The organism is Flexivirga meconopsidis (assembly GCF_026162425.1).
GTDB classification, from domain to species: domain Bacteria; phylum Actinomycetota; class Actinomycetes; order Actinomycetales; family Dermatophilaceae; genus Flexivirga; species Flexivirga meconopsidis.
The window spans coordinates 317,318-339,867 of sequence record NZ_JAOBQJ010000002.1; the positions used below are offsets into that span (position 1 = coordinate 317,318).

Annotated in this window: 17 protein-coding genes; 11 read left to right on the plus strand and 6 right to left on the minus strand. The window is 67.2% G+C overall.

All coding sequences use genetic code 11. The annotated features are described in order from the left end of the window. Nucleotides 1-450 precede the first annotated feature (450 nt). From smc to N2M23_RS06920, 4 genes are all read right to left on the minus strand, one after another. Nucleotides 451-4,113 carry a chromosome segregation protein SMC gene (gene smc, locus N2M23_RS06905; protein WP_265444292.1) on the minus strand — a complete coding sequence of 1,221 codons (3,663 nt, stop codon included), beginning with the start codon at nucleotides 4,111-4,113 and terminating at the stop codon, nucleotides 451-453. Nucleotides 4,114-4,214: 101 nt separating this feature from the next. Next, entirely contained in the window at nucleotides 4,215-4,691 is a 477-nt protein-coding gene (locus N2M23_RS06910) for a GNAT family N-acetyltransferase (protein WP_265444293.1), read from the minus strand. Further along, nucleotides 4,688-5,461 (minus strand): type I methionyl aminopeptidase, encoded by a 774-nt coding sequence (gene map / locus N2M23_RS06915; RefSeq protein ID WP_265444294.1) that lies wholly within the window; start codon nucleotides 5,459-5,461, stop codon nucleotides 4,688-4,690. The genes N2M23_RS06910 and map overlap by 4 nt, the downstream gene beginning before the upstream one ends. Before the next feature lie 46 nt (nucleotides 5,462-5,507). Beyond that, entirely contained in the window at nucleotides 5,508-5,825 is a 318-nt protein-coding gene (locus N2M23_RS06920) for a hypothetical protein (RefSeq protein WP_265444295.1), read from the minus strand. 90 nt (nucleotides 5,826-5,915) lie between these two features. Between N2M23_RS06920 and N2M23_RS06925 the strand changes: the two genes are divergently transcribed. From N2M23_RS06925 to N2M23_RS06940, 4 genes are all read left to right on the plus strand, one after another. Beyond that, nucleotides 5,916-6,518 (plus strand): flavin reductase family protein, encoded by a 603-nt coding sequence (locus N2M23_RS06925; RefSeq protein ID WP_265444296.1) that lies wholly within the window; start codon nucleotides 5,916-5,918, stop codon nucleotides 6,516-6,518. 32 nt (nucleotides 6,519-6,550) lie between these two features. Beyond that, nucleotides 6,551-7,567 (plus strand): lipoyl synthase, encoded by a 1,017-nt coding sequence (gene lipA, locus N2M23_RS06930; RefSeq protein ID WP_265444298.1) that lies wholly within the window; start codon nucleotides 6,551-6,553, stop codon nucleotides 7,565-7,567. Between the two features lie 35 nt (nucleotides 7,568-7,602). Continuing rightward, on the plus strand, nucleotides 7,603-8,370 hold the full coding sequence (locus N2M23_RS06935) for a DUF4191 domain-containing protein (RefSeq protein ID WP_265444299.1): 768 nt from the start codon (nucleotides 7,603-7,605) through the stop codon (nucleotides 8,368-8,370). A gap of 128 nt (nucleotides 8,371-8,498) precedes the next feature. Further along, complete coding sequence (locus tag N2M23_RS06940; protein WP_265444300.1) at nucleotides 8,499-9,035, plus strand: OsmC family protein; 537 nt, start codon at nucleotides 8,499-8,501, stop codon at nucleotides 9,033-9,035. A gap of 9 nt (nucleotides 9,036-9,044) precedes the next feature. Here the strand turns inward: N2M23_RS06940 and N2M23_RS06945 are convergent, their stop codons facing one another. After that, nucleotides 9,045-9,482: an RDD family protein gene (locus tag N2M23_RS06945; protein WP_265444302.1), complete on the minus strand. Its 438-nt coding sequence runs from the start codon at nucleotides 9,480-9,482 to the stop codon at nucleotides 9,045-9,047. Nucleotides 9,483-9,507: 25 nt separating this feature from the next. Here N2M23_RS06945 and N2M23_RS06950 point away from each other — a divergent pair, with 25 nt between their 5' ends. The 7 genes from N2M23_RS06950 (at nucleotide 9,508) to N2M23_RS06980 (ending at nucleotide 21,794) form a co-directional block, all read left to right on the plus strand. Then, on the plus strand, nucleotides 9,508-11,298 hold the full coding sequence (locus N2M23_RS06950; RefSeq protein ID WP_265444304.1) for a DUF6020 family protein: 1,791 nt from the start codon (nucleotides 9,508-9,510) through the stop codon (nucleotides 11,296-11,298). A 181-nt stretch (nucleotides 11,299-11,479) separates the two neighbouring features. Next, nucleotides 11,480-12,904 (plus strand): type I glutamate--ammonia ligase, encoded by a 1,425-nt coding sequence (gene glnA, locus N2M23_RS06955; RefSeq protein WP_265444306.1) that lies wholly within the window; start codon nucleotides 11,480-11,482, stop codon nucleotides 12,902-12,904. 131 nt (nucleotides 12,905-13,035) lie between these two features. Beyond that, complete coding sequence (locus N2M23_RS06960; protein ID WP_265444308.1) at nucleotides 13,036-14,571, plus strand: APC family permease; 1,536 nt, start codon at nucleotides 13,036-13,038, stop codon at nucleotides 14,569-14,571. 244 nt (nucleotides 14,572-14,815) lie between these two features. Beyond that, nucleotides 14,816-16,861 (plus strand): lipoxygenase family protein, encoded by a 2,046-nt coding sequence (locus tag N2M23_RS06965; RefSeq protein WP_265444310.1) that lies wholly within the window; start codon nucleotides 14,816-14,818, stop codon nucleotides 16,859-16,861. A gap of 9 nt (nucleotides 16,862-16,870) precedes the next feature. Then, nucleotides 16,871-18,022, plus strand: a complete 1,152-nt coding sequence (locus tag N2M23_RS06970; protein WP_265444311.1) for a YncE family protein — start codon at nucleotides 16,871-16,873, stop codon at nucleotides 18,020-18,022. A 13-nt stretch (nucleotides 18,023-18,035) separates the two neighbouring features. Continuing rightward, on the plus strand, nucleotides 18,036-19,283 hold the full coding sequence (locus N2M23_RS06975; protein WP_265444312.1) for a YncE family protein: 1,248 nt from the start codon (nucleotides 18,036-18,038) through the stop codon (nucleotides 19,281-19,283). A gap of 96 nt (nucleotides 19,284-19,379) precedes the next feature. After that, nucleotides 19,380-21,794 (plus strand): glycoside hydrolase family 3 C-terminal domain-containing protein, encoded by a 2,415-nt coding sequence (locus N2M23_RS06980; RefSeq protein ID WP_265444314.1) that lies wholly within the window; start codon nucleotides 19,380-19,382, stop codon nucleotides 21,792-21,794. Here N2M23_RS06980 and N2M23_RS06985 read toward each other — a convergent pair. Then, entirely contained in the window at nucleotides 21,755-22,471 is a 717-nt protein-coding gene (locus tag N2M23_RS06985) for a PaaX family transcriptional regulator C-terminal domain-containing protein (RefSeq protein WP_265444315.1), read from the minus strand. The two genes, N2M23_RS06980 and N2M23_RS06985, sit on opposite strands and share 40 nt — an antisense overlap. Nucleotides 22,472-22,550: the final 79 nt, after the last annotated feature.

A 22,550-nucleotide genomic window follows, 5' to 3' on the forward strand; every position in this document is an offset into this window, starting at 1 on the left:
CCGGGCGCGGCCGGTCCGCCGGCGAGACAGCGTGCATAAGTCGAAACGGTTGCACCTTGTGCACGCACACCACCGCTCCGGCGTGCATAACCCGAAACAGTTGCACCTTGCGCACGCACACCACCGCTCCAGCGTGCATAACCCGAAACGGTTGCACCCTGTGCACGCACACCACCGCTCCAGCGTGCATAACCCGAAACGGTTGCACCCTGTGCACGCACACCACCGCTCCAGCGTGCATAACCCGAAACGGTTGCACCTTGCGCACGCACACCACCGCTCCAGCGTGCATAACCCGAAACGGTTGCACCCTGTGCACGCACACCACCGCTCCAGCGTGCATAAGTCGAAACGGTTGCACCTTGCGCACGCACACCGCCCCTCCAGCGTGCACAACCCGAAACGGTTGCACCTTGTGCACGCTGGCAAGCAACCGCCCCGGGCGCAGACTCAGCTCATCGACGAGAGGGCGGCGATCCCGTGGTCGACCGGCTGGTCTTCGGCGCGGTGGCCCTCGGTCGCGCTACCAGTGGTCTCCACCTTCAGCTCGCCGCCGGGCGAGACGTCCTTGATGCGTTGCGACACGACCGTCGTGACGCCGTCGCCGCGCATGCTCACGCCATACAGCGCGTCGGCGACCTCCATGGTGCGCTTCTGGTGGGTGATCACGATCAGCTGGCTGGAGTCGCGCAGCTCCTCGAAGAGGGTGATGAGACGGCCGAGGTTGGCGTCGTCGAGCGCCGCTTCGACCTCGTCCATGATGTAGAACGGGCTCGGGCGCGCCTTGAAGATCGCGACCAGCAGGGCGACCGCGACCAGCGAGCGCTCACCACCGGATAGCAGTGACAGCCGCTTGATCTTCTTGCCCGGCGGCCGCGCCTCCACCTCGATGCCCGTGGTCAGCATGTTGCCGGGCTCGGTGAGCGTGATGCGTCCGTCGCCGCCGGGGAAGAGCCGGCTGAAGACGCCCTCGAATTCCCTTGCGGTGTCATGGAATGCGTCGCTGAAGGCTTCCTCCACCCGCTTGTCGACCTCGGCCACGATGTCCAGCAGGTCCTGCTTGGACTTCTTCAGGTCCTCAAGCTGCTCGGTGAGGAACTTGTGGCGCTCCTCCAGCGCCGCAAACTCCTCCAGCGCAAGCGGATTCACCCGCCCGAGCTGGCTCAGCTTGCGCTCGGCCGAGCGCAGGCGCTTCTCCTGCACGTCGCGTACGAACGGCACCGGCTCCGGCAGATCGTCCGGGTCGTCGTCGGGGCCGGGCACGTGCGGCACCAGCTGGTGCGGGCCGAATTCCTCCACCAGCACATCAGGTTCGATGCCGTGCTCTTCGACCGCCTTGGTCTGCAGGTTCTCGATCCGCAACCGCTGCTGGGCGCGCGCCACTTCGTCGCGGTGCACGGTGTCGGTGAGCTCGCGCAGTTCGTCACCGATCGTGGTGACCTTCTCACGTTCGCCGCGCAGCATCCGGTCGGTCTCACCCTTGATCCGTTCGGCCTCGGTGCGGCGCGCGGCGGCGGTCTCGAGTAGTTTCGCGACGACGCCACCGGCATGCCCTGCTCCGGCCTGTACGGCGGCCGCAACCTTCGCGTCACGCGCCCGGCGTTCGCGCCGCGCCCGCGCACGTTCACGAGCCTCGATCTCCGAACGTGCAGCAGCCTCAAGGGATTTCACCCGGTCCGCAAGTGATCGTGCGCGCTCCTCGCGGGTGCGCAGGCCGAGCCGCTCCTCGGTCTCGGCACTGCGTGCCGCGGCGGCTTCGGCGGCGAGCCGGTCGCGTTCGTCGGTGGTCGGCTCCTCTTCGCCGGGCTCCTCGTGCGCGGCAGCCAGCCGCTGCTCCAGGTCGGCGAGTTCGGCGCGGCCGGCGGTGAGCTGCTCCTCGGCCGCGGTTTGTGCCGACTGCAGTCGCTCGCGCTCCGAGCGTGCGCCGCGGATCACCTGGCCGAGCTGGCTCAGCTGCTCGGCGACGGCGTTCATTCGGGCGTCGGACTCATTGAGCCGCTCCAGTGCTTCGTCTACCTTCGCGGCCAGCTCGACCATCTGGGTCCGCGCCTGTTCGCCGGCGAACTGTGCCTGCTGCCGCCGGTGGGTCGCGCGCTCGACCTGCTCCTTCGTCTCGTCGTATGCCGACTGGATCTCGAGCAAGCTCGGCACCGACGCGGAGCCGCCGCGCGCGAAACCTGCGGCATACACATCACCGTCGGGGGTGACCGCGACGATCCGATCATCGCCGCCCACAACGGTTTTCGCGATCCCGAGCGTGTCGACCAGGGCGACGCGGTCGAGCAGTTGGTCCACCGCCGGCCGCACGTCCTTCGGTGCCGTCACGACGCTGCGCGCCCAGCGCGCCCCGTCCGGGAGTGCGGGCCAGTCGCCGTCGGCCTCCGGGCGCGCGGTCGCGCCGACCAGCAGTCCGGCACGTCCGGCGTCGTCCGATCGCAACGTCTGCACGGATCGGGCGGCGTCGTCGAGCGTGTCCACCGCGATCGCATCGGCCGCCCAGCCGAGCGCCGCCGCGATCGCCGCCTCGTGGCCGGACTCCACCGACACCAGCTCCGACACCGAACCGCGCAGACCCGCGCGGTCGTCGCGGCCGAGCAGGTGCGCGGCGCCGTCCTTGCGCCGCAGGCTGAGCTCGAGCGCTTCCAGCCGTGCTTGATGACCGGTGCGTTCACGCTCGGCGGTCTGCTCGGCCTCCCGGGCCTCGTCGAAGGTCTGCTTGACCGCGTCGAGCCTGCCCTGCGCCGCCTCGTATGCCGCGTCGAGGTCCTCTTCGCCCGCCTCGTCGTCGGCGATCGTCGCCTCCAGCGCAGCGAATTCCTTCTCGGCACGCGCGGAACGTTCGGCGATCTCGGTGACTCCCGAGGCCAACCGGCCGAGCTCGGACTCCCCGGCCTCGATACGGCTGCGGCGGGCGGCGACCTGACCTTCGAGTTTGGCCAGCCCCTCGCGGCGGTCGGCGGCGGCTCGCGCGAGCTTGGTCAGCCGCTGCTGCTCTGCCTGGTGCGCCTGCTCCAGGTCGGCCCGCAGGGTGGTTGCCTGCTCCAGCGCGACCTTGGCCGAGGCGATCTGCGACTGCAGCTGGTCGTGCTCGTCGCGAACGCGAGAAGCCTGCTCCTGCAACTGTTCCGGACTGCGACCGGAGCGCGACTCCTCGTGCTCGTCGTCCTCGCTGAGCAGTCGCACGCGCTCGGCGGCGAGGCTGGCGGTCGCCTCGATCCGCTCCCCCAGCGAGGACAATGCGAACCACTGCTCCTGCGCCTTGGTGAGCGCAGGCGCAGCCTCTGCGGCCTCGGCCTCCAGCTGGTCGAGCCGCTGCTTGGCTGCCGCAAGCGACTGCTCGACCGACTTCTGGCGCTCCAGCAGTGCGGTCTCGTCGGCCACCTCCTGCTCCAGCGTGCTGGTCAGCTGGGCGAGGTCGTCGGCAAGCAGCCGCAGCCGGGCGTCGCGCACATCGGCCTGGATGGTCGCCGCCTTGCGGGCGGTCTCGGCCTGCCGGCCGAGCGGACCGAGCTGGCGACGGATCTCGGTGGTGAGGTCGGTGACGCGGGCCAGGTTGCCCTCCATCGCGTCGAGCTTGCGGATCGCCCGCTCCTTGCGCTTGCGGTGCTTGAGCACCCCGGCGGCTTCCTCGATGAAGCCGCGCCGCTCCTCCGGTGTCGCGCGCAGCACGGCGTCGAGCTGCCCCTGCCCGACGATGACGTGCATCTCCCGGCCGATGCCGGAGTCGCTCAGCAGCTCCTGGATGTCGAGCAGCCGGCAGGAGGTGCCGTTGATCGCATACTCGGAGCCGCCGCCCTTGAACATCGTGCGGCTGATCGTCACCTCGGTGTAGTCGATCGGCAGCGCGCCGTCGGAGTTGTCGATCGTGAGCGTCACTTCGGCGCGCCCGAGCGGCGCGCGCCCCGGCGTACCGGCGAAGATGACGTCCTCCATCTTGCCGCCGCGCAGGCTCTTGGCGCCCTGCTCGCCCATCACCCAGGCAAGCGCGTCGACGACATTCGACTTGCCCGAGCCGTTGGGTCCGACGATGCAGGTGATGCCGGGCTCGAGCTTCATCGAGGTCGCCGAGGCGAAGGACTTGAAGCCCTTCAGGGTCAGGCTCTTGACGTACACGAGCGGGCGGGCTCCTCCGGGGGCGGGCGGTCGATCCCGGCCACTCTACTTGTGCCGAGGCCCCGCGCGGTCCAACCGCCGCCGGTATGACGGGGAGTGCGTCAGCCGAGCGGCAGCTTCATGCCGGCGTGGCTGTGGCTGAAGCCGAGCGCCTCGTAGAACCGGATGGCGTCCGGCCGTCGCAGGTCACTGGTCAGCTCGACCAGCGCTGCTCCCCGCTCGCGCGCGTGGGCGATGGCGTAGCCGAAGAAGGCACGCCCGGTGCCCCGCCCGCGCAACGACTTGGCGACCCGCACCGCCTCGATGTGCGCGCGAAGCGCCCCGCCACGGGCGAGCCCCGGCAGGAAGCTCAGCTGCAGGGTGCCGACCACCGTGTCCTGCTCGTCCAGCAACACCAGCAACTCGTGGGCGGGATCGGAATCGACTGCGGCGAAAGCCTTTTCGTATGCCGCAAGGTCGCTCGACTCGCGGGTGCTGCCTATCGGGTCGTCGGCGAGGAGCGCGACGATCGCCGGCACCTGCTCGCGAGTCGCCTCGGCGACGCGTAACCCCGGCTGCCCGGGAAGCTCCTGCGTCATACCGCCGCTCGATCGGTGAAGACGATCGGGTCGCCCTCGGTGATCGCAATGGTGTGCTCGGAGTGGGCCCCGCGCGACCCGTCCACCGACCGCAGCGTCCAGCCGTCCTGGTCGGTGTAGATCTCGTCGGTGCCGCGCATGAACCACGGCTCGATCGCGATCACCAGGCCCGGCTGCAGCTTCAGGCCGCGTCCGGCACGACCGTCGTTGGCGACGTGCGGGTCGCCATGCATGGTGCGGCCGACGCCGTGTCCGCCGAACTGGGTGTTGACCCGGTAGCCCTCACCGTGCGCGACATCGGCAATGGTCGCGGAGATGTCGCCGATCTTGTTGCCGGCACGGGCCACTTCGATGGCCGCTGCGAGCGCCCGCTCGGTGGTGTCGATGACCCGCTGGTCCTCCGGGTCGGGTGTGCCGACGATCACTGAGAGCGCCGAGTCGGAGACCCAACCGTCAATGCTGGCAGCGAAATCCACCGACAGCAGGTCGCCGTCGCGCAGCGTGTAGTCGTGCGGCAGGCCGTGCAGCACCGCGTCGTTGACGCTGGTGCAGAGCACCTTGCCGAAGGGGCTCGCGCCGAAGCTCGGGTGGTAGTCGATGTAGCAGGACTCGCCGCCGGCATCCTTGATCATGCGGTGCGCGAGGGCGTCCAGGTCGAGCAGATTGACGCCGACCTGGGCCGCTTCACGCAGCGCGGTCAGCACCGAGGCGACGAACCGGCCGGCCGGCTTCATCGCCTCGACTTCGGCGGGGGTCTTGAGTTCGATCACTCCCACACCGTATGACGGGAGTCGCGCCGCGGCGTCCGCGCATCGCTCAGGATGCCGCCGACAGCGCGAGGAACGCGCACCCGGTGAAGGCCGCGCCGAGCACCGGCCAGACGAACACCACCCCGCCACGCGACGAACTGACCACGATGCCGACCCACGTGACGATGCAGGACGCGATGAGCAGGAGCATCACCCCACGCAACAGATTGTCCGAACCGGCGCCCATCTCGACACCGACATACGCAAGGAAGCCGAGGAAGAGGTCGAACAAGGTCAGCAGGCCGCCGACGATGATCGAGAAGACCTGGTCGACGGCGTTCGGGCCGCGCCGTGCCGAGTCAGGAGAAGAGGTGTTCTCAGTCATGTCCCACATTCCAGTCGCCGAGTGCAGCCTGCGCATCCGTGAAGACGCCCCGATTGACGGAGTAGTTCCACCCGGTAGTTCAATCGGTCCGTGCATTTCTACCGACCGAGCGAGGGCCATCGGCTTGCCCACGACCCGTTCAACGCAATCGTCGCGCCGCGGCCGATCGGCTGGATCGGCACGCTGGACGCCCAGGGCCGGCGCAACCTGGCGCCATACTCCTTCTTCAATGCGTTGCACTACCGCCCGCCACTGGTCGGGTTTTCCAGCAACGGCTGGAAGGGCACCGTCCAAAACTGCGAGGCGACAAGGGAATTCACCTGGAACCTGGTGACCCGCGAACTGGCACCGGTGATGAACGCCACCTCGACCACCCATGACGTCGACGAGTTCGAGGTGGCCGGCATCGAGGCCGCACCGTCGACCGAGATCAGCGCACCGCGAGTGGCCGCATCGCCGGTCAACTTCGAGTGCAAGGTCACTCAGATCGTGCCGCTGCAGTCGGCGGAAGGCAGCGAGGTCGGTAGCTGGTTCGTCGTGGGCGAGGTCGTCGGCATACACATTGACGATCGGCTGCTCGCCGACGGCGTCTTCGACACGCTCGCTGCCGATCCCGTGCTGCGCGCCGGCGGCCCGACCACCTATTACGGCATCACCGACGACACCCGGCTCGACCTGCGGCGCCCCGAATGAACCCAGTCCCGGGCCGGACGTAGCCTGGTGGGGTGACTGTCGCACCCGAGGGACGCAAGATGCTGCGGGTCGAGGCGCGCAACGCCGAGACGCCGATCGAGCGCAAGCCCAGCTGGATCCGCACCACCGCCAAGATGGGCCCGGCATACACCGGCCTCCATCAGCTGGTGAAGGGTCAGGGCCTGCACACCGTCTGCCAGGAAGCCGGCTGTCCCAACATCTTCGAGTGCTGGGAGGACCGTGAGGCGACGTTCCTCATCGGCGGCGACGTCTGCACCCGCCGCTGCGATTTCTGCGACATCGCCACCGGACGCCCCACGGCGCTGGACCTGGACGAGCCGCGGCGCGTCGCCGAGTCGATCCGCGACATGAGCCTGCGCTACTGCACGGTCACCGGGGTGGCCCGCGACGACCAGCCGGACGGCGCGGCCGGCCTGTATGCCGAGACGATCCGACAGATCCACGCGCTCAACCCCAACACCGGCGTGGAGATCCTGCCCCCCGACTTCGGCGCCAAACCCGAGCTGGTCGGTCAGGTCTTCGACGCCCGCCCCGAGGTGTTCGCGCACAACCTGGAGACGGTGCCGCGCATCTTCCGGCGGATCCGCCCGGCGTTCACCTACGAGAAGTCGCTCAAGGTGCTCACCATGGCCAAGGAGGCGGGGCTGATCACCAAGTCCAACCTGATCCTCGGCATGGGCGAGGAGGACCACGAGGTCGAGCAGGCGCTGCGCGATCTGCACGAGGCCGGCTGCGACATCCTCACCATCACCCAGTACCTGCGCCCCTCCCCCAAGCACCACCCGATCGACCGGTGGGTCAAGCCGGAGGAGTTCGTGCAGTGGGCGGACACCGCGACAAAGCTCGGCTTCCTCGGCGTCATGGCCGGTCCGCTGGTGCGTTCGTCATACCGTGCGGGCAAGCTGTATGCCGGTGCGATGGCCAAGCTGGGCCGCGAGTTGCCGGCCAACCTGCAGCACCTGGCCGCCGCAGCGGAGTCGCCCGCCCGCCAGGAGGCGGCTGCACTGGTGGAGCGCACAGCCGGTTGACACCGGAGGGTCATCGCTGACCTATCCTGAGGGGTATGTCGAGCGCGCCCGAACCCGCCAAGAAGTCACGTTTCTCGCGTAAACCGAAGGACCCGAACAACCCGGGTCGGTTGTCGCAGTTCGCGACGCTCTGGAAGGCGTCGATCAAGCAGAACCCGCTGATCCCGCTGTGGATGGCGGCCGCGTTCATCGTGGTCTTCCTGGTCATCACCTTCCTGCTGCACCTGATCTTCGACAGCTACATCTACACCGGGATCATCGGCATCATCTTCGGCCTGCTGGCCGCCCTGATCGTCTTCGGCAGGCTGGCCGAACGGGCGGCATACGGAGCGCTGGACGGTCAGGCCGGGGGCACCAGCGCGGTGCTGCAGGGTCTGCGCCGCGGGTGGTACTACGAGCAGGAGCCGGTTGCCGCGGAGGCTGGCCGCGCCCGCAAGATGAGCGAATTGTCAAACGCCGCAATGGTTTTCCGCGCGGTCGGCAAGCCGGGCGTGGTGCTCATCGGCGAGGGCCCGTCGGGTGCCGCGCGCAAGCTGCTCGAGTCCGAGCGCAAGCGAGTCAGCCGCGTCGCGGGCGCCGAGGTGCCGGTGCACCTGTTGCGCGTCGGCGCGGGTGACGACACCGTCAAGGTCGGCGAGCTCACCAAGGCGATGAACAAGCTCGACAAGAAGCTGACCGACGCCGAGGTGCAGGCGGTCAACAAGCGGCTGCGTGCGCTCGGCGCCACCAAGCCGCCGATCCCCAAGGGCATGGACCCGCGCAACGCACCACGGATGGACCGCAAGGCGCTGCGCGGGCGCTGACCCGACGAGCGTCCGGTCCGTTCGCCGAAAGCCCGCCACCGCCCGGTCCACAGCGTGGACCGGGCCTTTCGCAAACCCTCGACATAACGTTTGCTTGTTACATCAATAACACTTCGTCAGGAGTTGGGATGACCACGCAAACCGTCGACACCGCCACCGACCGCGCAGCGCGCCTCACCGACGCCGGTAAGGCGTGGTCCGACCGGATCAGCACGGACGCGGACAACGCCAAACTCACCTATTCGGTGCGCGGCACCGGCCAGGGCAGCGTCGCGACCGACCTCACCGCGGGCAAGCACACCTTCCGGGTCGACGAGCCGGCCGCACTCGCGGGCGACGACTCCGCAGCCAGCCCGGTCGAATACGCACTGGGTGCACTGATTTCGTGCCAGGTGGTGGTGTACCGGCTCTATGCGCAGCAGCTCGGCATCCAACTGGACGACGTCACGATCGACGCCGAGGGGGACCTCGACGTGCGCGGCCTGTTCGGCGTCGACGACAGCGTGCGGCCGGGCTTCACCGACATCCGACTGACCGTCGAACTGTCCGGTCCGGAGTCACCGGAGCGGTATGACGAGCTACAGGCCGCCGTGCAGCAGCACTGCCCGGTGCTGGACCTGTTCGCCAACCCGACGCCGGTCAGCGCGACGATCCGCACCCGCTGACCAGACCGCTCAGCGGACCCGGCGGATGATCGTGCCGGCCAACCGGTCGTGCATGCCGCGGCCGTCCTTGTCCCACACGACCGCCGGTATGACGAGGCAGAGCAGCACGCTGCGGATCAACGCAGGCACCGGCCCCGCCGCGGCACCAGTGACCTTGGAGACGTGCAAGCCCATGATCCGGTGGCCCACGGTCGAGCCGAGCGTGCCGACCAGCAGGACGTTCTCGACGAGGAAGACCGCAAGCGGCGCCCAGCCGCCGCTGCCCTGACCGCCGAAGCGGTAGCCGAGGAATGCGGTCGCGATCAGCGAGCAGAGCAGCCAGTCGATGACAAGTGCGGCGACGCGCGGGCCGAGCCGTGCGATCGATCCGGGGCCGGCCTGCGGCAGGCCGAGCGCGGATCCCGGATAACCGGTCGCGGGTCTTGCCGAGTCTCCACTTCCCGTCACAGCGACCAACCCTAATATTGCGCGCGTGGTCACCGAGCAGCACGGTGCCGAGCGGACCTCGGGTGCTCACCCCAGCACGAGCCCCGTCATACAGCAGCGCCTTGGGGCGATCCGCTTCACCGACCCCTGGGCGGCGGGCCTCGCCGTGCTGTTCGCGCTGTTCACGGTCCTCGGCTGGTCCTACCGGCAGACCAACACCGCTCGCGAGTTCGCCGGTTCCTGGTCGGCAGTGCTGTGGTCGGCGCTCGCGGTCATCGGATTCGCGGTGGTCTTCCACGTGCTGTTGTCGGTGCTCTTCCACTGGCTGGATCTGCGGGATGCCCGTCGCACGAAAGCGGCGAATCCCACACTGCGGGAAGCACTTCGCCGTTCTTTCCTGCCTACCTTCCTGCCGGTGGCGGTCGTCTGGTTGGTGTGGCTCGCGGTGCACTTCCCGGGCAACATCGACTCCGACACGATCACCCAGCGGCTGCAGTGGCAGGGCCTGCAGAAGCGTTCGGACCACCACCCCTGGTTCGACACGATGGTCTTCGGCTGGTTCTGGGATTTCGGCCGGGCAATCGGCAACGACGCCCTTGGGCTGTTCAGTTATCTGATCGTCCAGGTTGTCGCGCTCGCCGCAGGCGTGGGTCTTGCGCTGTGTTACCTGACCACCCTCGGCCTCGGCCGCCGCGCGCAGGCGGTGCTTGCACTGATCACCGCCTTCTGGCCGATCTTTTTGATGGTCACCCCGCAGATGAGCAAGGACAGCTTCGCCGCGATCTTCTGGCTGCCGTTCCTGGTGCTCTTCACCGAGGGCCTGCGCACCCGCGGCCGGTCGCTGGTCCGGCCGCTCGCCGGCGGCTCGATGGTGCTGGCGAGCCTGCTGCTGGTGCTCAGCAAGCGCACCAACCTCTATCTGATCGTCCTCTGTCTGCTCGTCCTACTGTGCACCGTTGCCGTGCGTCGCGTGCTGCCGTTGATCGCCGGTTTCGCGGTCGTCGCGGGACTTTCCCAGGGGCTCTGGGCCGGGGTGATCCTGCCGGCCAACCACATCGCGAAGCCGACCTCCACGGACATGTTCACGCTGCCGATCCAGCAGACGGCCCGCATCGCGGCCACGCACGGCAACCAGATCCCGCCCCGCGAAAGGGAAGTGATCGACAAGGTGCTGCGCTGGAACGGGCTGGGTAAGGCGTATGTGCCCCGTCGTTCGGACTCGGCCAAGGGCCGGTGGAACACCGACGCGAGCGCCGCCGAGAAGAGCGCTTACTTCGGGGTGTGGTTCGACCAGCTGCTGCGCTATCCCGGGACCGCCGCGTCCGCGACGGCCGCCAACACCTTCGAGTACTTCGCCCCCGTCACCCGCTTCGACGTCGTCAACGAGAACAAGTTCACCAGGTACATCGACTTCTGGACCGCGCGCAGCTACCCCACGACCGGCAAGGCACGGATCCAGGCGATGGCCGACCGGTTGGACGAGCCGGACGCCCTGGACGGCCCGCGCCACCGGCTGAACGACGTGGTGACGCAGGTCTCGCAAGTGCCCATCCTGGGGTCGAAGGCGTTCTACGCCTCGTGGCTACCGCTGCTGTTGCTGGTCGCCGCGCTACGCCGGCGCAACTGGTTCCAGGTGGCGTGCTGCACACCGTTCCTGGTGAACCTGGCGTTCCTGTTCGCCGGGCCGGTGGCCCTGCCGCGTTACCTGACGTCGGCGGTCATCGTCAGCACCTTCATCGTCGGATTGGGTATGACGAACGCCCGCTGGGAGCCGCGGCGCCTGGTCGACGAGCCGGCCATCAAGCCGACATCGGAGCCGGCGGCGGCTGCCCAGTAGGTGGGCGCGGCTCGGGTCGGCGGGCCCGGCTCGGCATACTTATGCACGGCCACCGGGCGCGAACCAGCGCGTAACACAGGCGAAACCTTCGGGTGATGGTCGGGAAATCGTGCGCGCCTAGGCTCACGGCTGACGCTGGGCACCGATGCCTTCAGCGTGCTTACCGATCGATGGAGGTTTCATGTTCAACACCGCCGATGAGGTCTTGAAGTACATCAAGGACGAGAACGTCGAGTTCGTGGATGTCCGCTTCTGTGACCTCCCAGGGGTGATGCAGCACTTCAACGTCCCGGCCGGCAGCCTGGACGAGGATGCGCTGAAGGAGGGTGCGATGTTCGACGGTTCGTCGATCCGCGGCTTCCAGGCGATCCACGAGTCGGACATGAAGCTGATCGCCGACCCGACGACGGCGTTCCTCGACCCGTTCCGCAAGCACAAGACCCTGATCCTCAACTTCTCGATCGTGGATCCCTTTACCGGAGAGCCGTATTCGCGCGACCCGCGCAACATTGCGGCGAAGGCTGAGGCCTACCTGAAGTCGACCGGCATCGCCGACACGGCCTACTTCGGGCCGGAGGCGGAGTTCTACATCTTCGACGACATCCGCTTCGAGACCAAGGCGAATGCCGGCTACTACTACATCGACTCGGTCGAGGGCGCGTGGAACACCGGCCGCGACGAGGAGGGCGGCAACCTCGGTTACAAGCCGCGTTACAAGGGTGGCTACTTCCCGGTCTCCCCCGTCGACCACTTCGCCGACCTGCGTGACGACATCGTCACTAACTTGCACGAAGTCGGCCTCAACGTCGAGCGCGCGCATCACGAGGTGGGCACCGCTGGCCAGCAGGAGATCAACTACACCTTCTCGACGCTGCTCGGCGCCGGTGACGACATCATGAAGTTCAAGTACATCGTCAAGAACACGGTGTTCGAGAACGGCAAGACCGCGACGTTCATGCCGAAGCCGCTTTTCGGTGACAACGGTTCGGGCATGCACACCCACCAGTCGCTGTGGAAGGACGGCGAGCCGCTGTTCTTCGACGAGAAGGGGTATGGCGGCCTGTCCGACATCGCCCGCTGGTACATCGGTGGTCTGCTCAAGCACGCCCCGTCGCTGCTGGCCTTCACCAACCCGACGGTCAACTCCTACCACCGGCTGGTGCCGGGCTACGAGGCGCCGGTCAATCTGGTCTACTCGGCGCGCAACCGCTCGGCGTGCATCCGCATCCCGATCGCTGGCACCTCGCCGAAGGCCAAGCGCATCGAGTTCCGCATCCCCGACCCGAGCGCCAACCCCTACCTGTGCTTCGCGGCGCAGCTGATGGCGGGCCTGGACGGGATTAAGAACCGCATCGAGCCGCCGGAGCCGGTCGACAAGGACCTCTACGAGCTGCCGCCGGAGGAGCACGCGAACATCGCGCAGGTGCCCGACTCGCTGCCGGCCGTGCTGGACGCGCTCGAGGCCGACCACGACTTCCTCACCGAGGGCGACGTCTTCACCGAGGACCTCATCGAGACGTGGATCGACTACAAGCGCACCAACGAGGTCGACCCGCTGCGGTTCCGTCCGCACCCGCACGAGTTCGAGTTGTACTACGACATTTAGTTGACGCCCCGATCGGGCCGTCGCTCGGCGATCCAGCCGTCACTCGCGGACCAGGATTGGCTCCGAATCCCGCCGGGATTCGGAGCCATTCCTATCTCCCGCTCGGCGCATAGTTCCCCTACTGTCAGGGAATGGGAGTTCTACGAACGCTCGTCCGCACCAAGGACGTCGACACCGTCATACATCAGAATGACGAGGGCGAGAGCCACGGCGAGGGCCTGTCGAAGACCCTGACTGCCCGGGACCTGATGGGTTTCGGGATCGGCATCGTGATCGGCACCGGCATCTTCACCTTGACCGGGGTTGAGGCCAAGAACCAGGCCGGTCCGGCGATCGTGGTGTCGTTCGCGATCGCCGGCATCATCAGCATGATGGCTGCGCTGTGTTATGCCGAGGTCGCGTCCGCGGTGCCGACCGCGGGCAGCTCCTACACCTACGCCTACACCACGATCGGGGAGATCTTCGCCTGGATCATCGCGTGGGACCTGGTGCTCGAATTCGCTTTGGGGGCAGCGGTGGTCGCGCGTGGCTGGTCCGGCTATCTGCAAAGCGCGTTAGGCCTGCACGGGTCGTTCTGGGACAGCATCATGGGCGAGGGGTCGACGGTGAACCTCGGTGCCGTGTTCATCGTGCTGGTGCTGGGGACCGTTGCGGCGGTTGGCATCAAGGAGTCCAAGTGGGTGACCAACGCGTTGGTGGTCACCAAGGTAGCCGTCTGTCTCTTCGTGATCGTGGCCGGATTGTTCTTCCTGAAGATGTCCAACCTGACGCCGTTCTTCCCGAAGTCGGTCCCTGCCGAGGGTGGCGGTGAGGAGCTGAAACAACCGTTGTGGCAGTGGGTTTCCGGCATACAGCCGTCGTCGTTCGGTGTCGCCGGCGTGCTGGTCGCGGCCGCGGTGGTGTTCTTCGCCTACAGCGGATTCGAGGCGGTCGCCAACCTCGGCGAGGAGACCAAGAACCCGGGCAAGGACATGCCGCGCGGTCTCATCGGCACCCTGCTGATCTGCACGTTCCTTTATCTCGCAGTGTGTTTCGTGATCACCGGCATGGTGAAATACACCAACCTCGACGAGGGTGCGCCAATCTCCGAGGCATTCAAACCGCATATCGGCATCGCCGGCTTCCTGATCGGCCTCGCCGCGGTCTGTGGTCTGAGCTCGGTGATCCTGGTGGACATCGTCGCGATGGGCCGCATCGGCTTCGCGCTCTCACGCGATGGCCTGGTGCCGGAGTCCGTGGGCCGGGCGCACCCGAAGTACCGCACGCCGTTCTTCCTGACCATCGGTACGACGATCGTGGTTGCGATCATCGCCGCCTTCGTCAAGCTGGCGACACTCGCCGAAATGGTCAGTATCGGCACGCTCTTCGCCTTCGTGGTGGTCGCCATCGCGGTGGCGGTCCTGCGGCGCACCAAACCCCGCATGGATCGTCCGTTCCGCACGCCGCAGGTGCCGTTGCTGCCGATCATCACTGCGCTCTGCTGCTTCGGGCTAATGGCCAGCCTCGCCGTCGAAACCTGGCTGCGCTTCCTGGTCTGGCTGGTGATCGGTCTGATCGTCTACTTCGCCTACGGCCGTAGCCACTCCAAACTCGCGCTGGGCAGCCGGGGCCGGATCCCCGGGCTGCACGGATCGGTGCCGCTCGACAAGACCGACGGGAAGTCCTAGCGCACCGACCTGCCGAAAGGCCCCGAATCCTCCTGGGATCCGGGGCCTTTCGGCATACCAGAGCAAAACTCGTGGACGGCCGACCAAAATGATACATGTGTGTAGTATTCATTGAATCGGCAATCAAAATAATTAGTCACATGTATTGACCACATGACTAAGTTACTGCTTAGTATGCGTGCTGCATCGATAAGCCTGATCCCCCGGATCTGCTCTCCACCCCCGACCTTGGAAGCAATCAATCATGCGCGATTTCAGCCGCCGAACCTTCGTCACCACCTCCGCGGCCATCGGCGCCGGAGCCACCGTCTGCGGCCTCGCCCGCACCCCCGCGGCCGCCGCGGCCACCCCGACGGTCCCCACGCTCCCGCAGTACGACTCTCCGACCGCAGCACTCGTGCGCCGTGCCCGGCTGTCCGGCAAGCAGCTCGAATACGTCTGGACCACCCACGCCCCCAACCTCAGCGGGGTGCCGATGGCCGCCTGGGTGCCGCTCGACGAGCAGCCGACCTTGGAGTGGTTGCTGCTGGCGGTCGAGCGGGGCATCGACCTGTTCATCAACCTGCTCGGGTCGATTATCCCGCAGTTCGACGCGTCCCTCGACGCGGCGCTCATCCCGCAGCAGACCCAGCTGAAGAACCTCAAGGCGAGCACCGCGCAGCTTCGCAAGCAGTATGACGCGCTGGCTGTCGCGAACGCCGGACGCACTGGCGTCGACCCGATCACCCAGGGGAAGCTCACCGCGATCCGCACGTCGCTCGGCGTCACCACCGCGCAACTCGCGACCATCCGCGGCAGCCTGATCACCACATTGTCCGCGGATCTGTTGGCCGGTAAGGGAATCGGCGACTTCGGCAACCCTGACGGACTGGCCCGCTTCAACGCGATGTGGTCAACCATGCCGATCCCGTCGGTGGAACAGAACGTGCACGACGACGCGGTCTTCGCCAGGCTGCGGGTGGCGGGCGCCAACCCGATGGTGATCCAGCGGGTCACCGGCGCGCTGCCGACAAAGTTCACGCTCAGCGACGCCGACTACCAGCAGGTGATGGCCGGTGACAGCCTGAGCGCCGCCATCGCCGAGCGCCGGCTCTACCTGGCCGACTATGCGCCGCTCGGCGCGATGGCCCCGGCGCACGCGACCTACAAGGCGTTGACCGGCAACGGTTACAACTCGGCGCCGATCGCACTGTTCGCGGTGCCGCAGGGTGGCGGATCACTGCAAGCGGTCGCCATCCAGTGCGGTCAGGATGCCGGGACGACCATGGTGCTGCGTCCGAAACCCGATGACAGCGCTCACTATTGGGGCTGGCAGATGGCCAAGACCGTGGTGCAGACGGCCGATTTCAACCATCACGAGATGATCGTCCACCTGGCTCGGACCCACCTGGTCTCGGAGGCCTTCTGCGTGGCGACGCACCGCCACCTCGCGCCCACCCACCCGCTCAACGTGCTGCTGTCGCCGCACTTCGAAGGTGACCTGTTCATCAACGAGTTGGCCGCCCTGATCATCATGGCTCCCAACACCTTTGGCGACATCATTCTGGCCGCGCCGATCTCGGACCTGCAGCAGGGCGCCGGCCAGGCGCGCCTCAGCTGGGACTTCTACGGCAACATGCCGCACGCCGAGTTCGCCGCCCGCGGGGTCGATGACACGACCGCACTGCCGGATTACCCCTACCGGGATGACTCGCTACTCGTGTGGGACGCGCTGCGGGGGTGGGTCACCGACTACCTGCGGGTTTACTACGCGAGCGACGCCGACGTCACCGGGGACACCGAACTCGCCGCCTGGGCAAACGAATTGATCGCCGTCGGCAAGGTCAAGGGTTTCCGGAGGATCACCACCCGGGCACAACTGATCGACGTGGTGACGATGGTGATCTTCACCGCCAGCGCGCAACACGCTGCAGTGAACTACCCGCAGGCGGATCTGATGACCTACGCGCCGTTCTCTGCTGGTATGACGAGCACACCGCCGCCCACTTCGGCCACGGGGCACACCGAGGCCGACTGGATCAAGCAGCTCCCGCCGGTTTTCGCCGGGCTCGCCCAGATGTACTTCCTCAACCTCCTGGGTGGGGTCTTCTACCGGCCGCTCGGTGACTACCGCACGAACGACTTCCCCTACTCCCCTGCTCTGACCGACCCACGAATCAGCAGTCCGCTCAGCAACTTCCAGTCCGCGCTGCGTGGCGTCGAGCAGACGATCGCCGGCCGCAACGCCACGCGTGCGGAGCCCTACGAATATCTGCTGCCCAGCCGCATCCCGACCAGCACCAACATCTAAAGGAGCACCGTGAATCCCCCACCCATCAGTCGCCGCGGTCTGCTGACCGCCGGTGCGGCGACCGCAGGCCTCGCCGTGGTCGAGGCCGGCACTCCCGCGCGCGCAACCACTCCGGGCACCGCGCCGACAGCCGCGTCGGTTCCCGCCGGTGCCGGCCCGGCCGGTGAGCTGTACCTACCGGAGGTCGACGCCGACACCATCGCGGTGCTCGACACCGCGACCAACACCTTCACCCGGCGAATCCCGGTGGGTCCCAAGGCGACCCGCCCCGCCGTGCTGGCGATCACACCGGACGGCAACAAAATCTACAGCGACAACTTCGGGGTGCTGCCGGCGACGATCTCCATCATCGACCGAGCCCGCAACACGACCAAGACCCTGCAGGTGGCCAGCACCCCGCTCGGCGCCTTTACCTCCAACGACGGCACCGAGATCTTCCTGCCCGAGCTCGGCTTCCAGATCGAGGTCGTGAGCACCGAGACCGATCAGGTGGTGCGTCGCTTCCGTTTCGCGGACATCCCGGTGGGTTCGATCATGGGCCCCGACGGCTTGCTCTACGTCGGCTTCGCCACCGGCTTCATCGGCGCGTATGACGCGAAAACCGGTGCGGTCGTGAAGAAGCCGATCTGGAGCGGCGGTGTTGCCACCTTCTGGTACACCTTCACCGCGGACGGCAAGAAGCTCTACACCGACACAGTCAACTCGATCGGGGTGATCGATCTCGAGCGGTGGAAGCTGACGCGCATCATCCCGACCAGCGGTCGCAACTTCTGGCTGCCCACCGACCCCGGTGCCTTCACCTCCACGCTCGCGCCGAGCGGTGACAAGCTCTACGTGACGCTCTTCGGCGGCACCGACATGCTGATCGTCGACGTTGCCACCGACCGCATCACCGGCCGGATCAAGACCGAGGGCGCGACCACCGGTGTGACGTTCAGTGCCGACGGCACCCGTGGCTACCTCAGCGATCTCGGGTCGGGCACGAAGTGGCTGCCCACGCCCGTCGGCGAGGCGATCGCCTTCTTCAACCTGATCCTGGTCGGTGCGCTCGGACCGGGCCGACTCATCGTGTTCGACCCGCGCACCGATCAGGTGCTCGAAACGCTGCCGACTCGCCCCGGCCCCGGCATCAGCGCCTGGGTCCCGCCAATTTCCCGCTGACAAAGGACGATTCATGAAAACCAGACTCCGAAGCAGGTTCCGCGCGATCGTCGTGGGAGTGACCGCCTCGGCGGCCATCGCCACCTCGGCCGTCGTCGCGACCCCCGCTGCCCACGCGGCGCCCGACGCACCGAAGGCTCCCGCCGTACAGCAGGCGGCGGCTCAGCGGACTGCCGGCCCACAGGCCGCCAGCCAACAGCCCGCCACGGGACGCCCGCAGCCGACGTCGCACAAGCAGAGCGTGTCGTCGCTGGCCGCCAGCCCCAACGCCGCATCCGTCGAGGGTCTCATCTACGTGCCCATCACCGACGAAAATGCAGTCTGGGCAATCAATCCCAGCACTCGCACGGTCGTGGCCAAGATCGCGAACGTCGGCATGCATCCAATCGTGCTGCGCGCGACGCCGGACCACCGCAAGATCTACGTCGACAACTTCGGCCCGTTGCAGGGCCAGGTCACGGTGATCGACACCGCCACCAACACGATCACCAAGAAGATCGCGACCCTCGGTCCGGCATACGCGTCCGAGGCGATGTCGCCCGACGGCAAGTTCCTACTGGTGCCGACCGCGTTCTCCGTGGTGCAGAAGATCGACACCGCGACCGACAAGATCGTGGCGACGTTCCCGATTGCGTTCCTGCCCATCGACATCGAGATCACGCCGGACACTCAGTCGTTCTACGCGTTCGCGACCTACGGCACCGTGGCGTCCTATTCGTCGGCGACCGGACGCAAGATCAAGCCGTCGATCTCGGTCAAGGGCCTCGCGCCGGGCTGGGCTGTGCTGAGCAAGGACGGCAAGACCCTCTACTCGATCAACTTCCTCAACTCCAACATCGCGATCATCGACACCGAGCAGTGGCGCGTGACGCGCACCGTTCAATTGCCGCAAGGCTCCTGGCCGCTGTCGGCGACGCTGACCCAGGATGAGAGCGAACTCTGGGTTGCCGACATCGGCTTCGGCAAGGACACCTACAACCTGACGATCATCGATCCGGCGACCGCCACGGTGAAGCAGGTGCTGCGCACCCCGACGGCGCCGGCGTATGTCGGGTTCAGCCCCGACGGGAAGCACGCCTATGTGAGTGACCTCGGGCCGGTGAGCAACCTGCCGCCGGTGCTGCGTCCGCTGTTCTACGACATCTTCTACCTGCTGCCGCCCGGGCAGACCGGTTACATCGACGACTACGACGTGCAGACCAAGCAGTTGCTCGGCCGCACCGAGACCGGCACCGGCCCGGTGGCCGGCGTCTACTTCTGACGGGCAGGCCGTCACCCGTCGGACCGTCATACCTGCACGGCGCGCCCGCGCCGTGCAGGTATGACGGCAGGCGGCCTCCGCTGACAGACTGACGACGTGGCCCACAACGACAACCCCACGAACGACATCCCGCAGGCCCGCGACCTGACGCTTGCCGAGCAGGTCGCGTTGCTGTCCGGCGGCACCTTCTGGCGCACCGAATCACTTGGTGACAAACAGCTTCCGACCGCCATCCTCAGCGACGGTCCGCACGGTCTGCGCTTCCAGGACCCCGACACCAACGGTCTCGCTCTGGTGGAGAGCGAGCCGGCGACCTGTTTCCCGCCGGCGGTCACGATGGCCAGCACCTGGGACGAGGACCTGATCGAGCAGGTCGGTCACGCGGTCGGTGTCGAGGCTCGTGCCCTCGGAGTCGACGTGGTGCTCGGCCCGGGCCTGAACATCAAACGCCACCCGTTTGGCGGTCGCAACTTCGAGTATTACTCCGAAGATCCGGTGCTCAGTGGCCGGTGCGCGGCCGCTGCGGTGCGTGGCATCCAGAGCGCGGGAGTGGGCGCCTGCCTGAAGCACTTCGCGGTCAACAACCAGGAGTCCTACCGGATGGTCGTCGATGCGGTCGTCGACGAGCGGACCCTGCGCGAGATCTACCTGGCCGGCTTCGAGCATGCGGTCATCACGTCGAAGCCATGGACGGTGATGGCGTCATACAACAGTGTGAACGGCACCGCGGCCACCGAGAGTGACCATCTGATCCGCGAAATCCTGCGTGGCGAATGGGGATTCGACGGGATGGTGATGAGCGATTGGAGCGCGGTCGGTGACCGCGCGGCCGGGGTCGCCGCCGGGATGGACCTGGAGATGCCGAGCAGCCGCGGCCTGTCCGACGGCGCTGTCATGGATGCCGTGCGCGCGGGCCGGCTGGACGAACAGTCGGTGACCGCTTGCGCCCAGCGAGTGCTGGACCTGGTGGCCCGGTCACCGCGTCACGCGTCGGGCACCATCCCGGTGGACGAGCACGATGCGCTGGCCCGTCGAGCAGCCGCGGCCGGCACCGTGCTGCTGCGCAACGATGGCACGCTGCCGTTGTCGCCGGGTGTGACCGTGGCGCTGATCGGTGCGACTGCGGAGAGCCCGCGCTTCCAGGGCGGCGGGAGTTCGCAGGTGGTGCCGACTCGCATCACCACAGCGTTGGATGAGTTCCGGCGGCGCGGAGTCGAGTTCAGCTACTTGTCGGCATACGATCCGAACACCGGTGCAGCGCACGCAGATCGGATTGCCGCGGCGGCCGATATGGCTCGCGCCGCGGACATCGCGGTGGTCATGGTCGGGCTGCCGGACATCGCCGAGAGCGAAGGGTTCGACCGCAGCACGCTGGCGCTACCGGACGGGCACAACCAGCTCATGGCCGAGGTCTGCGCGGCCAATCCCCGAACCGTGGTGTCGTTGTCCAACGGGTCGCCGGTCACGCTGCCATGGGCCGACGACGTCGCGGCGATCCTGGAGTCCTACCTCGGCGGACAAGCGAGCGGTGGCGCCCTTGTCGATGTCCTGTATGGCGACGTCGAGCCCGGCGGACGGCTCGCGGAGACCTTCCCGCGCTCTGCCCGCGACGTCGCGGCCGATCCGTTCTTCCCCGGACAGCCGCACCAGGTGGAGTATCGCGAAGGGCTGTTCGTCGGTTATCGGCACTTCGTCACGGCGGACATCGAGCCCGCCTTCGCCTTCGGACATGGTTCGGGTTACACGACATTCGAGTGGAGCTCGATAGGTCTCGGCAACGACTCCGTGGCTGCCGGGGACGATATCGACGTCTCCGTCACAGTGACCAACATCGGCGAACGCACCGGCTCCGACGTCGTGCAGGTCTACCTGGGTGATCGCACCGGGATCGTGTGCCGTCCTGCGCGCACGCTTGCCACCTTCGCCAAGGTGGAGCTCGAACCGGGCGAGAGCCGGACGCTGGCGTTGACCATTCCCGCGCGAGCCTTCCAGTACTTCGACGTGATCGAAAACCGTTGGGCCACACCGGAAGGGGTCTTCGAAGTCGAGGTCGCTCGGTCGTCTGTGGACATCGTGCAGACACTCACGGCCGAAGTGACCAACGGAGTGCGTACTAGTGCCGATCCGGCGGGTGCGCCGCCGATCGCGTCCACCGACGCGGATTTCACCAGGCGTCTCGGGCGTGCCATCCCCATCCCGCGTCCGGTGCGACCGTTCACCCGGGACTCGACGATTGGGGAAATCGCACAGACGCGGATCGGCGCCCTCCTGAAGGCCATGATGTGGCGATTCGGGCCGGCCAGTTCGGGTGAACCCGACGAGACGACCAAGGCTGCTGTGAAGCGTGGCTTTGAGGAGCTGCCCCTGCGCGGCGCAGCCGTGCTGTCGGGAGGCAAGCTGCGCTGGGCAACGGTGGATGCGATTGTCGATCTTGCCAATCGACGCCCGGACCGGCTGATCGGTCGGGTTGCTCAGTGGTTGACTCGCAAAGTGCCGACCCATCGACGGTAGTCGTCATACCGGGCCGCGAGGGCGGCAGCTGGCCAGTCGACGGGCAATAGCTCGTCAGGCAGCAGCGGATCGCTTTGCAGGTGCCGCACCGCGGCGACCATCGTGCGAAACCGGCTCTGCTCGTCGGTGACGTGATCGACGGCTTCGAGGAGCGCATGCCCTCGAGCGGCCCACCCGTCCAGATCCCAGAGCCGGGCGGCCAGGTCGGTGCTGTCCTCGGTGGGTCGAGCCTCGAAGCAGGTTGACACGTGCAACAGGCGTTGCGGCCACGTCCGTTTGAGGTTGGCGGGCCGAGTCCACACGCCCTCCCGGAGCTCAGCAACCCGTTGCCGTTGCATCTCGGTGCGCAGCGCAGTGCGGTCGGCCGCGCTGCGCCCGGTGGTGGTGACCACGGCGAGCTCCCAGGTGCCTCGCCAGCGGCGCTGTGCGGGTGGCTCGACGTCGCGTTGTCGCTGCAGCAGCCGCTCGGAAAGCGTGTAGGACGCGTCGTGACGGACGAGGTCACCGCCGGCAACCATTCGGGTGAGCGCAACGCGTGTAGTCGACTCGGTAACGCCGAAAAAGTCCATGGCAGTGACGATTTCGCGGGCTGTCAGGGTCGGCGGGTGCAGGGCCAGGAGCAGGCTCAGCACCGACGAACGAGCCGAGACCTGAGGCACGAGCGGGCTGTCGGTCACCGACGTGACGGTACACGGCAGGAATATTACAGTCTTGTCTCACCCGGTCTGAGAGTGTAATTTTCTCGGCATCTGCACC